The 14,689-nt window shown below is 45.3% G+C and carries 9 protein-coding genes; 2 read left to right on the plus strand and 7 right to left on the minus strand.

Translation table 11 applies throughout. From position 1 onward, the window contains the following. Window positions 1–120: 120 nt before the first annotated feature. From sstT to malT, 7 genes are all read right to left on the minus strand, one after another. On the minus strand, window positions 121–1,338 hold the full coding sequence (gene sstT / locus L1D22_RS14870; RefSeq protein ID WP_239830366.1) for a serine/threonine transporter SstT: 1,218 nt from the start codon (window positions 1,336–1,338) through the stop codon (window positions 121–123). 389 nt (window positions 1,339–1,727) lie between these two features. Beyond that, window positions 1,728–2,792, minus strand: a complete 1,065-nt coding sequence (rsgA, locus tag L1D22_RS14875) for a ribosome small subunit-dependent GTPase A (protein WP_239830367.1) — start codon at window positions 2,790–2,792, stop codon at window positions 1,728–1,730. Window positions 2,793–3,297: 505 nt separating this feature from the next. Continuing rightward, on the minus strand, window positions 3,298–3,756 hold the full coding sequence (locus tag L1D22_RS14880; RefSeq protein WP_239830368.1) for a copper chaperone PCu(A)C: 459 nt from the start codon (window positions 3,754–3,756) through the stop codon (window positions 3,298–3,300). A gap of 82 nt (window positions 3,757–3,838) precedes the next feature. Further along, window positions 3,839–4,453: an SCO family protein gene (locus L1D22_RS14885; protein ID WP_239830369.1), complete on the minus strand. Its 615-nt coding sequence runs from the start codon at window positions 4,451–4,453 to the stop codon at window positions 3,839–3,841. Beyond that, window positions 4,450–4,890 (minus strand): hypothetical protein, encoded by a 441-nt coding sequence (locus L1D22_RS14890; protein ID WP_239830370.1) that lies wholly within the window; start codon window positions 4,888–4,890, stop codon window positions 4,450–4,452. Before L1D22_RS14890 ends, L1D22_RS14885 begins: the two co-directional genes overlap by 4 nt. 197 nt (window positions 4,891–5,087) lie before the next feature. Continuing rightward, window positions 5,088–6,008: a DUF368 domain-containing protein gene (locus L1D22_RS14895; RefSeq protein WP_017630202.1), complete on the minus strand. Its 921-nt coding sequence runs from the start codon at window positions 6,006–6,008 to the stop codon at window positions 5,088–5,090. Window positions 6,009–6,569: 561 nt separating this feature from the next. Continuing rightward, entirely contained in the window at window positions 6,570–9,278 is a 2,709-nt protein-coding gene (gene malT, locus L1D22_RS14900) for an HTH-type transcriptional regulator MalT (RefSeq protein WP_048661010.1), read from the minus strand. A gap of 566 nt (window positions 9,279–9,844) precedes the next feature. Between malT and L1D22_RS14905 the strand changes: the two genes are divergently transcribed. Together L1D22_RS14905 and malQ are read left to right on the plus strand one after the other, a co-directional pair. After that, window positions 9,845–12,298 carry a glycogen/starch/alpha-glucan phosphorylase gene (locus L1D22_RS14905; protein WP_239830371.1) on the plus strand — a complete coding sequence of 818 codons (2,454 nt, stop codon included), beginning with the start codon at window positions 9,845–9,847 and terminating at the stop codon, window positions 12,296–12,298. A gap of 175 nt (window positions 12,299–12,473) precedes the next feature. After that, the gene (gene malQ, locus L1D22_RS14910; protein WP_239830372.1) at window positions 12,474–14,654 is read left to right on the plus strand and encodes a 4-alpha-glucanotransferase; all 2,181 of its coding nucleotides are present in this window, start codon (window positions 12,474–12,476) and stop codon (window positions 14,652–14,654) included. Window positions 14,655–14,689 lie beyond the last annotated feature (35 nt).

Here is a 14,689-nt window from a genome sequence, read left to right on the forward strand (position 1 = left end):
TATTAAGTGATAGTCGTTTGGCGCTAACCACGAAAATCAGACAACAAAAAAGGGAAGCCGATGTTTCCCTTTTTATTTGCGTGTTGTTTGCTCTAAGAGCTAACAGCTAGAACCAACAGCTTATGATGCTTTGTTTTGCTCAGCTTTACATACTGCAGCAGTGAACACTACGTCAGTTGAGCTGTTAAGCGCTGTTTCAGCAGAATCTTGAATCACACCGATAATGAAACCTACCGCTACAACCTGCATCGCTACATCGTTAGAAATACCGAATAGGCCACAAGCTAGTGGGATAAGCAGTAGTGAACCGCCAGCAACACCAGAAGCGCCACATGCCGATACCGCAGCCACAAGGCTTAGTAGAATTGCTGTGAAGATATCGATCTCAATACCCATTGTGTGTACAGCTGCAAGCGTTAACACAGTGATGGTGATTGCAGCACCCGCCATGTTGATGGTTGCGCCTAGAGGAATCGATACAGAGTAAGTATCTTCGTCTAGGTTTAGCTTCTTACAAAGGTTCATGTTTACTGGGATGTTTGCAGCACTTGAACGGGTGAAGAATGCTGTTACGCCAGATTCACGAATACATTGCAGTACGAGTGGGTATGGGTTCTGTTTTGTTTTCACAAATACAAGCAGTGGGTTAACCACAAGTGCGATGATCAGCATTGAGCTTAGTAGAACCGCTAGCAGTTGACCGTAGCTTGCTAGAGCATCGAAGCCCGTTGTTGCGAATGTCGTTGAAACAAGACCAAAGATACCGAATGGTGCAAGACGAATGATGAAGCGAACAATGTGTGAAACACTGTGGCTTAGGTCTTCGAAAACCGCTTTGGTTGTTGCAGATGCATGGTGCAATGCAAGGCCAAGACCGATTGCCCAAGCAAGAATACCGATGTAGTTCGCGTTCATTAGCGCGCTAACTGGGTTATCTACAAGCTTGAATAGAAGAGTATGAAGAACCTCTGCGATACCTTGAGGAGGGTTAGCACCTTCAGCGCCTGCAACCAGTGTCAAAGTGGTTGGGAACATGAAGCTCAGTACTACAGCAGTCAGTGCAGCAGAGAACGTACCAATCAGGTAAAGCACAATGATTGGACGCATATGGGTATGCTGACCTTTCTTTTGGTTTGCGATAGAAGCTGCAACAAGAATGAAGACTAAAATTGGGGCAACAGCTTTCAGAGCACCAACAAACAGACTACCTAGTAGGCCTGCGTCTTGAGCTGCTGAAGGAGAAACCATGGCGAGAACGACACCGAAAACAATACCAGCAAGGATCTGTAGGACAAGATTCCCACGAGCGATGCGGGCGAGTATGTTGTGATTTTGCATAAAATACCTGCAATTGTTAAATTATTATAGTGATGTATCTTTTATAAAGTTGTACCAAATCCAACTATACACTAGTGGAATGGGCGGTCATATTAGCGGGATCTAAGAGGGTGTCTAGGAATAGTTTACTTTTAGGGTGATTGTTTGCGCTACGTGGTGTTTTTGGAGCTAAATGTTAAATGATTGTATTTTGATTGAGCTATAAATCTGCGTAACTACATTTATTAGACCTAATATACTGTAAATTTTGAAATGTAAATGCTCATAGGTAAGAACATTGTGTGCATAAATAGTCGCTTTGCTACCAAATTGAAACAAGAAGCCCCACGTGTTTAACACGGTGGGGCTTAGTCGTTTAAATAAAGCGTATTGTGATTAACCTGATTGGTTTAGTCAGCCGCTTTTTTTATGTTTCGGCTTTCTGACTGTACGGTTTTGTACATCTTGGACAGCTGTTTACTGTTCGCGCGTTGTTCTGCCAATGAGGCGCCATTTCTGGCTTGCTCTCTCAATAACTTTTGATAGTTAGTAAATCGTCTTTCAGATAAGTCACCATCCTCTATGGCTTTGCGTATCTTGCAACCCGGCTCGGATTCATGATGACAATCAGAGAATCGGCAATGCATGGCTAACTCTTCGACATCAGAAAAGGTTTCACTTACGCCTTCAGCGCAGTCAGCAAGTTGTAGTTCTCGCATTCCTGGAGTATCGAGCAGTAATCCCCCAGATGTTAGCAAGTGGAGCGATCGTGATGTGGTTGTATGACGGCCTTTGCTGTCGTCTTCACGAATGCCACCCGTAGCTTGCTGAGTTTCACCGAGCAATGAGTTTACTAGCGTAGATTTGCCTACACCGGATGACCCCATCAACGCGATGGTTTTGCCGGTTTTACACCAAGGTGACAAGACTTGAGTTGATTCTTGGTCAAGGCTGTTTACCGCTTCGATCATCAACATAGAATCTAAGCTTTGCACTTGTTGTACTTTGTCTTCGTAGTCGTCACACAAGTCTTTCTTGGTGAGTACGATAACCGCTTCAACCTGTGCTTCATTAGCGAGCGCTAGGTAGCGTTCGATACGACTTAGATTAAAGTCGTTGTTCAATGAAACTACGATAAAAACTGTGTCGATGTTCGCCGAAATATATTGTTCGGCGACGCGACTGCCAGCTGCTTTACGGCTGAAGAGCGATTGACGCTCTAGCAAGCGGTCGAATTGCAGCTCAGAGTTCAAGATTACCCAATCGCCAACCGTCATTGCGGGCTGGTTTTGATGGATAGGTAGAACGATTTCGCCTTGTTCTGACGCTAGTGTATAGCCGCTGCGATGGTGCGCGGTAATACGAGCAATGACGGATTGGTCATAGTCTTCGAGTGTCAGTTGTTGTTGGAATACAGGTTGCCATCCAAGTTGTTGAAGTGACATTGGATGAGAAAATGCGTTTTGTGAATTCATGTTTATTTACCCAGACGTGCGAGCTTTCTTTTCTTGTGAGAGCATTAAAGTCTTATGAGAGCATTAACATCTTGTGAGATCTCAGGTTGTTGACGAGATCAAAAAGTGTTGACGAGACCAAAAAGCGTTGATGAGATAAAAGCATCGAAACGTCAAAAATGTTTTGAGCTTGGGTCGAATTCAAATAGATAGGACCCCGGATTTAGCCATGCGTTATTGAGCATGCAGGTATCGATCACTTATAGATCAATAGTAAACCGGGTAAAAGTGTGCGGTAGCCAGTAGTCGGCTTGATGTTGGTCGTTCTAGATTAAAGTTTGCTTAACCAAACAAATTAACGCGTTACTTTTACTGCCAGTTTTAGTGTTTTCATTACAATCATCTTCTATTCTCCTTGGTTATTAATGTGATCTGGCTTTGAATAAAAAGCGAGCTCAGTTTACCAAAAAGCCACGATGGCGAGAAGTCATCGTGGCTGAATTTATTTCATTGATTGTGAATCCGATTAGTGATGATCGTGATTCATCTTTTTCATGCCGCTCATTACTTTCTTAACTGGCGCTTCAAAGGTTTGCGTTTCACCGTTAGCGAAAGTCAGGGTCATCTCGATCTGCTCACCTTCTTTTAGACCATCTTTTAGGTCGAACAACATAATGTGCAGGCTGCCAGGCTTAAGTACCGCTTCACCATTCGCAGGGATCGTGATCTCTTGAACTTGGCGCATCTTCATTACGTCGCCATCAACGATAACATCATGAAGCTCTACCTTGCCTGCTGCGGGTGTGGTCGCAGAAACGATAGCACGATCTTTGTCACTGTGGTTCATCAAAGTTGTGAATACTGCGCTGTTCACTGCTGAAGGCGGTGTTGCACGAGCGTACGCGTCGTGAACCATAATGTCGCTGTTCGCGTGAGCAAAGGGAGTGAGTAATAAGCCTGCTAGAGCAAGTGCTTTTAACTTCATGTTGTTGTCCTTATTTTTATGTTTTGGTCTGGGACCTGACTTTATGTTTGAACTTTATTCGTTAAGTTCTTTGTTTTTACGTTTACTGCGTCAACTTGTTGATGGCTTCAACAATTGGTGCAGGTGTTAACGTGTGCGGTACTTTAGTAATCAAGGTACCGTCGGGCTTTAAAAAATAAAAATATGAGCTGTGGTCTAGGGTGTATTCCAACTCAGAACCTTCAAGCTTGGTCTTTCTGAAAATAACACCGTAGTTATGTGCAAGCGTTGTTGTCACATCTAACGGGCCGCTTAATCCTTCCATCATTGGGTGGAAGTATTGTGCGTATTCGTAAGAAGCTTCTGCGGCATCGCGCTCAGGATCAAGAGAGACAAACATCGGGCGAATCTTTGCTTTTGCTTCGTCAGAGACTTGGTTAAGTGCGCCGGCTAACATTGCTAGTGAGGTAGGACAGACATCTGGGCAACGTGTGAAACCGAAGTAAACGATACGAATTCTGTCGTCGGTTTCGTCAAAGATTTCCGTTGGCTGATTATCTTTACCAAAAAGGGTTGTTGCAGATAACTCTTGTTTTGTAGCGATAGCTTGCTTTGCAGCGTGCTGTTCTTGAGCTTCGTTTTGCCCATCAAGGTAGCTTTTGACACCAAAGCCAAGTACAAATGCTACCACTAATGCTAACGACCAATTCTTACTCATCTTGCCATCCTTATTGCAGGGTTTACGGTTTCAACACCATCGGTGAGTTCGCCAAGCCAAGTCATTTTATCCATGGTACACACAGGTAAAATTACGTCACCTTCATAGGTATTGTTGCCAATATTCTTTAATTGAAAACGTGCTGATCCCATTTCCATTTCTAAGCCAGTGAGTGACAGCATTAATGTTTCAGATGCTGCGCCTTCCCAAACGACTTTTATTTTGGTCGGTACCAGAGGCTGAGCCGTCTCATGTTCAAGCGTCATCGCAACGGTATTTTGCTCACACGATTCTGTTGAAAGCATGCAGTAATCATCTAAATTAACGTCAGCGGGAGTTTGCTCCATCGCTGATTTAAAATGCTGAATTGCTTGTGGTCCATAAAAGCCTGCCACGAGAGCAATTCCAAGAGCTGCAACCTTTAATGCTGGGTGCATGTCGAGTTCTCATCTAATTTTATAAGAGCGGCGATGTTATCACACCCCTCAATACGTGCTTGTATCAAAAAGCAATTTTGTGCGTATGGTAGATATAAAAAAGCGAAGCCATAAGCTTCGCTTTGATTCAATTCACAAGGTGCGTCGCTATCTAAGCCCGGCACCCTACATGCTAACTTAAGCACGATTGTTAGAGGTTAGTCAGCATTGCGCTCAGCAAACTTTTCTAAACCCAGCACCAACGCGATAGCCACTAACATCATGATCACCGATAAAGTGAGCTGAGAGGGTTGAGACGTTACCGCTTCGAAATTGAACGGAGAGAGGTTCTCTTGAATCAGCGGCACTTGCTCACCTTTCGAGTTGATGCGCCAGCTGATGGTCTCTTTCCAAGGCCAGATCTTAGGTAGCGTACCGATCATCAAACCCGTTAAAAACACCAATGTAAAATCACGGAATGAGCGTAGTAACCAAGAGAGTACGTGTGAGAAAGTCAGTAGACCAATCACACAGCCACCTAGGAATAGTGCAAGGACATCGATTTGAAACGATTTAACAGCGCCAAGCACTGGGCCATACATACCAATCAGAAGCAGAATAAAGCTGCCTGAAATACCCGGTAAGATCATCGCGCAGATCGCAATTGCACCCGCAATCAAGACGTTGATGCTGGTTGGTTCCATTTGCAGTGGCTTAAGCACAGTAATGCTGTAAGCGAAGGCAACACCAAGCAGTAAAAAGACGAATCGAATCATATCGCGCTTTTCTACTTGCTTAAGAATATGGAAAACCGACACCAAGATCAGGCCAAAGAAGAAAGACCACAATGGAACAGGGTGCGTGACCAATAACCAAGAAATCAATTTTGCGAATGTTGCAATGCTAGTGAATACGCCCGCGAACAGTGAAATCAGGAAGAAACCATTGATGTGGTTAAACGCAGCTTTGAAGCCTTCGCGTTTCCATAAGCCAAGTACGCTAGGGTTAATTCTGCGAATGCTTTCCAGCAGCGTATCGTAGATACCAGTGATGAATGCGATGGTTCCGCCCGACACGCCAGGGACAACGTCGGCTGCGCCCATTGCCATGCCTTTGAAAAAAGTACTTAAGTAGTTCATTGCTTCATAGAGTTGAGGATGATTTTGTGCAGTATACAAACTTTAGTGTAAAAAAAGTATGTATATGCCACTGGGTCGATGCTTTTATTACCGCTTTAATTGTAAGGCAATAAGTTGAAGTGAACTTTTGCCTAATATTTAAAATACAACCACTTAGTAATTTATCATTAAGAGTATAGATGAAACTGGTCTCTTATCGATATTGCATCTTGGTTGCATTATGCAAATGCACTTTGCAATTCGCATGTGAAAATCGCGGTTTTTATGCGATGCAGGGCTTATAAAACGCTAAATTAAAGTTGGCACGCTAACTGCATTATATTAATCGACCCTTCTTAAGCCGAGGGTCACCTAGCCAACTGACGTTGTTAGTGAACTTATGATTTGTTCACAAATATATAGAGCCAATCGCGATTATTGCGGTTGGCTATTTTTTTGCCTGCCGTTTGGCCATCTCTAATCTCTATCGCTTATTCCCCATTCTCCAAGCGAAAAAAAAGCCAGCCACCATCGGTGACTAGCTTATGTTTTCTCGAATCAATCTTGAATCATGAACCTGTTTTAGTACCCCATCAACTGAAGTAAGTTCTCTGCTGTGCTTATCGCTTCTTTACGGTTAGCAATGTTGAGCTTTTGGTACAGGTTACGAATGTGAGTCTTGATTGTGGTACCTGCTACATCCAGCTCTTGAGCGATTTGCTCGTTACTGAACCCAGAGTAGATCAAGCCAAGTACTTGCCATTCACGCTGGGTGAGTGGGCTAGTGCGCACAAGCTCAGGGATATTCGGGTGATTAACCAGATTCTCGACAAAATCTTCGTCAAAGTGAACCGAACGGCTACGTTGGGTGGTTGAGATATCTTTCATGATCTGCTGAGCACGATGACGTTCTAAATCGCCCAATCCAGGCTTATTGCTCAGCTTATCTAAGATATGTCCGATAGTTCCACCGTCGACCAAGAAGTTACCGACCATACCGGTTTGGTTGGTCATGTGTAGGGCTTCTTCTAGCAATACGCGCGCACTGTCTTCATCGTTGATCTGGGTGCGTAATACCGCTTCAACGATTAAGTTTCTGTTGGTATCCGTAATCAGATGCGAACGTTGAGCTTCACTTTTTAAGAATGCCAATGCTTCTTCTGCTTCTTCATACTGTTCAAGGATAATGTGAGCACGCACGATGTTACGCCATTGAAGTTGGCAGAAGTGGTTGCTCGCTGATTCTGGTCGAACAGCAACGCTCAACCAGTCACGGATTGCGTCTTTATCGCCTTTCACTTGCCAGAATAAGATCAGAGACAGTGAAGCATTCGCTGTCCAATCCACATGGTAAGTTGATTGGCGCAACAAGTGCTGAATCTGGTCGATAAACTTCGACGCTTTATCTATCTCGCCGCGGCTTAGTGAAATACGAGCCAGCATCGAGTAGCTGTGTAGGTGCTTACTTGGTGAATGGTGACCAAGAATATCTAAGCCCTTATAGCAACACTCTTCTGCTTCATCTAATCGGTTCCAACACCAGAAAATCTGCGCTCGAACACGCAATAAGAATTCATGTAGAGGTACGTATTGAAGTTGGTGTTCTTCAATCAGCTTGAATGCGCTGTCTTGCAGTTCGAATGCGGCTTGAACGTAGCCTTGAGCGATCAGAATTTCACTTTGCTGGAGAATCGCCCACAGCGCTTGATGGTAAACCTGATATTGGCGAGCGAGCTTCTCGGTTTGTTGCATCATCGGCAGAGCACGGCTCAAGTTACCCATTACGTGATTCACTTCGCCGACAACCGAGGTTGCGACAATGCGACTACGGTAAACCGTTGTATTCAGCTGGCTCAATGAAAGCTCTGCTAACTCGAGTGCTTTTTCTGGTTCATTGCTGTTGATCGCGACTTGTGCACGCAATGCGTTGTATTGACCTTGTTGTTGAGTATCCAGTTCGATGTTTCGAGCTTGATACTGAGTTTCGGCTTCTTCTAACAGAGTACCCACTTGATCATAACGGTGCTGACTTTGCGCTAGCCATGCACGCAGCATTGACAGTTTCGGCTCACTGTAGAGTTGGTCAGTAGTCAGCTGTTTGATCGCCATTTCTAATGATGAAAGCTCACCTTGGTTGAACATCTGCCAACCGTGTTCACTGAGGATCTGAACAATCAGTTGTGGGTCGTCTGCGCGCTGTGCGTGTCGCAAAGCTTGGTGAGGCGTTTTCTGTTTGATCCAAGCTTTAGCTGCACTGCGATGCAATTCCGCTTCTTGTTGCGGAATGCGAGCTTGTCGTTCGTGGGCGAGGAATTCACCAAATAGGTTATGGAAGCGGTACCAGTTTTTCTCGCCCTCGAGAGGGTAGATGAACAAGCCAAATCGGTTGAGCGATTCGATCATACCGAGTGCGTCTTCACGTTGTGTTAGTGCGCAAACAAGTTCGTCATTGAAGTGATCAAGCACCGAACACTGCATCAAGAACTGTCGGGTTTCTTTGTCTAGCAGGTCAAAGACTTCCTCAACCAAGTAATCCCAAAGGTGGGCATGGTTAAAGTGGGAGAACGACTCGGCAGATTGTGCCAACGTACGTTTTTGGTGCTGTGCTTGAAGGGCAATAAGCTGTAATGCAGAAGGCCAACCCTCTACATAACTACAGATACTGCCAGCGGTAGTGTCGTCAATGCCGTCGGCGACGCGTTGATTGAAGAAGCGTGTGGTTTCTTCTGTATCAAAAGCCAGAGAGTCGTTGCCAATTTCAATCATCAAATCACGAACACGCAGGTTAGCTGTACCCAGCGGCGGTGTGCCGCGACTGGTCACAACAAGCGTTAGGTTGTCGGGCATGTGTTTGAGGAAAAAGCGCATCGCTTCATGGATGTCGTCATTGTTCACCAAGTGATAGTCATCCAACACAAGGAAACACTCGTGGTGGAATTCAGACATCTCAGCAAACACTTCACTTAATAAAGAATGCAGCGATGAAAACTGTCGTTTCTCTGCCAGCTTTTGGGCATTCGGGCAGGCATTTTGAGTCGCTTTATTAAGGGATTGAAGTAGGTAGTTGATGAAACGGAAGGCATCGTTGTCACTATCATCGATGCTGTACCAACCTACATTCGGTTTTTCTACCAGCCATTGGGCAGCCATGGTGGTTTTGCCGTATCCAGCTGGAGAGCGGAACAGTACTAGCTTATAGCAATCTGCATTCTGAAGCAGATCGAGAACCCTAGGTCGCAGAATTGCATTGTGTAAGCGGCCGGGACGAGTCAGTTTCGAAGGGATCCACATGTCGAAGTTTTACACCTATTCCGTGGCTATGTTCTGGAATATCTCAATCTATCGTTGAGTGCAGTCCAATGACATTAGCCTAATTACTTAAGTCTTTACTCATATTACGTGAAGCAAAACGATACCGACTATGATCCTCCTCAGAAACCTTGCACTCCTGCATGTTTTTGGGGTTCTACGCCCTTTATTTGTGACTTTGCTCACCTTACGGGTGGTTTGTGAATGTGACTTTGTCCTTTCTTACACATGTTTTTATGTAATAGATGAGAGTCCAAAAATATTTTCGTGATCTGAAACTCAGATTTGGCAATGACTTTAAATGGGTTAAATAAAAGTCACATCAATTGAAGTTAAGTTATCGAACGGGAGCTTGTGATCTTAATCACTCCAAGTTTTTATTCTGGGCTAGAACATGAGAGTCAGATCACTAACCCAATCTGGGTACGCCCCCTACGCCCTCCCATCTACTCCTTGTTTGGCGCGTTAGCGGGAGGATGTTTAGTTTCTGGTGACCATGCACGATATGTCACAGATGAATTAGAACTATTAAAAGCGAGATTTCTGAAATGAAACCAACTCAGCAAAAAACTTTCGATAAAGTGTCGTTCCAAGAAAGCGTTAAGAAACATCTATCTGCAACCTACGCAACTACTATAGAAAACGCAGATAGCCGCGCATGGTACCTAGCAATGGGTCGCGCGTTAGCCGAACTTACAACATTTGACCTGTTAGAAACTGAAAACGATGAAAAAATCAAAAACGCGAAGAGTGTTAACTACCTTTCGTTAGAATTCTTGATTGGCCGTCTGACGGGTAACAACCTAATCAGCATGGGTCTGTATGAGCAAATCACTCATGCAATGGAAGAGCTAGGTCAAAACCTAACGGATCTTCTAGAAGAAGAACGCGACCCATCACTAGGTAATGGTGGTCTTGGTCGTCTAGCTGCTTGTTTCATGGATTCTTGTGCCGCTCAAGAATACCCAACAGTAGGCTACGGTCTTCACTACGAATACGGTCTATTCAAGCAGTCTTTCCAAGACGGTCGCCAACAAGAATCACCTGACGCGTGGCGCGGTGTTGAAGGTTACCCGTGGGAAGTAGCTCGTCCAGAACTAGCACAACACATTGGTTTTTACGGTCATGTAGAAGTTGAATTCATTGACGGTAAAGAAGTACGTACTTGGGTTCCAGGTATGGAAGTAAAAGCAATGCCTTGGGATCTACCAATCGTAGGTTACGAGTCAAGCACGGTTTACCCGCTGCGTCTTTGGGAATGTCAGGCAATCGCACCATTCTCACTAGCAAGCTTTAACAACGGTGATTACTTCGAAGCGCAACACTCGCTAATCGATGCAGGTAACATCACTAAGGTTCTTTACCCGAACGACAACCACGAGAAAGGTAAGACACTGCGTCTAATGCAGCAGTACTTCCACTCAGCAGCATCGGTTCGCGATATTCTACGTCGTCACGAAGCAGCAGGTTTCTCTCTAGAAGATCTGCCTAAGCAAGAAACAATTCAGCTTAACGATACGCACCCAACGATTGCGATTCCTGAGCTAATGCGCATCCTGATTGACGAGAAAGGTCTATCTTGGGATCAAGCATGGGAAATCAGTGCTCACACGTTCGCTTACACGAACCACACACTACTTCCAGAAGCACTAGAGACTTGGTCTGAATCTTTGATCAACCGTCTTCTTCCACGTCACATGGAAATCATCTTTGAAATCAACCACCGCTTCATGCAAGAAGTTCGCAAGATGTGGCCTGGTGACGGTGAGAAGCAAGCGAAGCTTTCTATCATTCAAGAGGGTTTCCACCGCATGGTTCGCATGGCAAACCTATGTGTGATTGGTTCTTACAAAGTAAATGGTGTAGCTGCGCTTCACTCTCAACTGGTTAAGAAAGACTTGTTCCCTGAGTTCAACGAAATCTTCCCAGGTAAACTGACTAACGTAACGAACGGCATCACGCCACGTCGTTGGTTGAAGTTCTGTAACCCAGGCCTATCTGCGCTAATTACTGGCAAGATCGGTACTGAGTGGCCTGCAAAACTTGAGCAGCTAGAAGGCATCGCTAAGTTTGCAACAGACGCGAAATTCCAAAAAGAATTCATGGCTGTTAAGAAAGAAAACAAACAGCGTCTTGCTGATTGGGTTCAAGAGAACATGGGTATCGAGCTAGATACTAACGCTATCTTCGACGTGCAAATCAAGCGTCTGCACGAATACAAGCGTCAGCACCTAGATTTGCTACACATTCTATCTCTGTACCACCGTATTCTTAACGAACCTAGTTTCGAGTGTGAGCCTCGCGTATGTTTCTTCGCAGCGAAAGCAGCACCGGGTTACCACCTAGCGAAAGAAATCATCTTCGCGGTTAACAAGATTGCAGAGAAGATCAACAACGATCCTCGCATCGGCAACAAGCTTAAAGTGGTATTCATCCCTGACTACCGTGTAAGCATGGCTGAAATCATCATCCCTGCAGCAGACGTTTCTCAGCAAATCTCACTGGCTGGTAAAGAAGCATCAGGTACGGGCAACATGAAGATGGCTCTAAACGGCGCTCTAACTATCGGTACGATGGATGGCGCGAACGTTGAGATTCGTGAAGAAGTTGGCGATGAGAATATCTACATCTTCGGCCTAGACGTTGATGGCGTTCAAGCACTGAAAGCTCAGGGCTACAACCCATACGATTACTACAATGCAGACCCACTACTGAAAGCATCTCTAGACCTATTGACTGGCGATGAGTTCACTCCAGGTCAACCAGGTCTTCTACGTGCAACGTTTGATAGCCTGCTAGATGGCGGTGACCCATACCTATGTCTTGCTGACTTCGCATCTTACGTGAAAGCGCACGAAGACATGGGCACGCAATACAAAGACCAAGCAGGTTGGGCAAAGAAAGCAATTCTTAACACAGCATTGGTTGGTAAGTTCACATCAGACCGCTCTATCCGCGACTACGTGAACAACATCTGGAAACTAGAAGCGGTTAACCGTTAATAGTTCCCAAGTAGCCAAGGCAGCCTCTGCCTTGGCTCAATTAGCTTGTGAGCAAACAGACGGCTTATCCGATAGCAATGCTTACAAACTGATTGTCACAAGCTAATTGATTAGTAAAAATTAAATAAACAACCCTACAAAAATTGAAAGCGTCAGAACGTTTTCGGAGAGAGCGATGAAAGAACAGACCGTATTAAAACAAGTCGCAGAAATGGCAAACATTGCCGACAGTTACGTTAGTGCGTGGGGCGATGAAGCACAGGTATCAGACGAAACTATCACGTCTCTATTGGCTTCATTGGGCTACGATACAAGCAGCGATGATGCACTATTAAAGTCAGCAGAAAGAAAACACAAAAAAGATGTACTAGACCCAGTTCTTGTCTTGCGTGATGGTGAGCCAGTAGAAGTGGCGCTGAATTTAGGTGTTAGTGCTCGTGAAAGCGAGTTCAGCTGGCGCTTAGAAACCGAGCAAGGAGAGGTACTCGAAGGCTATCTTCAATCTCAAGTCGTTCGTGATGAGCGTGCCGAGGGTGGGCCTTTAGTGTTTGCATTGCCAAGTGATTTGGCATGGGGTTATCACAAGCTAATTGTGAGCCGTAAGCGCCGTAAGAAGCCTTACGAGATGACACTAATTATTACGCCAAAAGCGTGTTTCAAACAGTCTCCAATAGAGCAAGGCAAAAAGCTTTGGGGACCAAGTGTTCAGCTTTATACACTAAGAACGCAGCACAACTGGGGTATTGGTGACTTCGGAGACCTAAAACAGTTGGTTGCTGATATCGCGTCTCGTGGCGGTGACTTCGTTGGTCTAAACCCGATTCACTCATTGTTTCCTGCGAACCCTGAAGGTGCGAGCCCATACAGCCCGTCTTCACGTCGTTGGTTGAACATCTTATACATTGATGTGAGCTCAGTTCCTGAATTTGCATTAAGTGCAGAAGCACAACAAACCGTAGGCAGTGCAGAGTTCCAACAACGCCTACAGAAAGCTCGTGATGCACACTGGGTGAACTACACCGAAGTGTCTGAGCTTAAGATGAGCATCTTACCTTTGCTATTCGCAGAGTTTAAGACTCGTCACCTAGACAAGAACAGCGATCGTGCACAAGCCTTCCTAGCATTTGTGGAAGAGGGCGGCGATAGCCTGATGCACCAAGCGGCGTTCGATGCACTGCATGGTGAACTGCATGCTGAAGATTCTGGCATGTGGGGTTGGCCGGTATTCCCTGAGAAATACCGTACATTCGACAGCCCAGCAACACAGAAATACATCAAAGAGAACCTAGAGCAAGTGCATCTTTACATGTACCTGCAATGGTTAGCAGATTGCCAAATCAATGATGCTCAATCGCTTGCGGAAGAGAAAGGTATGGCGGTTGGTCTGTACCGAGATCTAGCGGTTGGTGTTGCAGATTCAGGCAGCGAGACTTGGGCTGATGAAGGCAACCTAGTAATGGATGCAAGTATCGGTGCGCCACCAGATATCCTTGGTCCTTTAGGCCAAAACTGGGGCTTACCACCACTGAACCCAGAAGTGCTTCTAGAAACAAGCTACGACGCTTACATCAAGTTGCTTCGTGCGAACATGAAGCATTGTGGTGCACTGCGTATTGACCACGTATTAGGTCTACTGCGTTTATGGTGGATTCCAAAAGGTGAAAACGCAACGAAAGGCGCGTACATCTACTACCCAGTACAAGACATGCTGTCGATTCTTGCGCTTGAATCTCACCGTTACCAATGTAGCGTTATCGGTGAAGACTTAGGTACGGTGCCAGATGAGATTGTAGACATCTTAGCGGATGCGGGCGTGCACTCTTACAAAGTGTTCTTCTTCGAAACATCAGAAGAAGATGGTGGTTTCATCTCTCCGAAGCACTACGCATCACAATCAATGGCGGCTCTATGTACGCACGATATGCCAACATTACGTGGCTTCTGGCACTGTGATGACTTGAAGATGGGCCAAGAGATTGGTTTATATCCAGACGCAGCACAACTAGAAACTCTGTTCGATGACCGTCTTGAGTGTAAGCAAGGTATCTTAGATTCAGTAGCATGGCACGGTTTCCTACCTGAAGGTGTTGGCCGCGATGCAAGCCAAGTACCGATGGACTCTTACCTTGCGGAAGCACTTCAACTGCACGTTGCAGCGGGTGGTTCAACATTGCTAAGTGTGCAATTGGAAGACTGGCTAGAGATGGATAAGCCAGTAAACATTCCTGGTACCGTCGATGAGTACCCTAACTGGCGTCGTAAACTATCAATGAACTTGGACGAAATCTTTGCCCACGAAGGCGTTAATCGCATCGCTTCTAAGCTGACAGAAGTTCGAGAAAAAGCAGGTAAATGATGGGTTTGAGTGGCTTTGAATATAGGTGGTTTTTT

The sequence above is a fragment of the Vibrio sp. Isolate34 genome, from assembly GCF_022397915.1.
Taxonomy (GTDB): Bacteria; Pseudomonadota; Gammaproteobacteria; order Enterobacterales; family Vibrionaceae; genus Vibrio.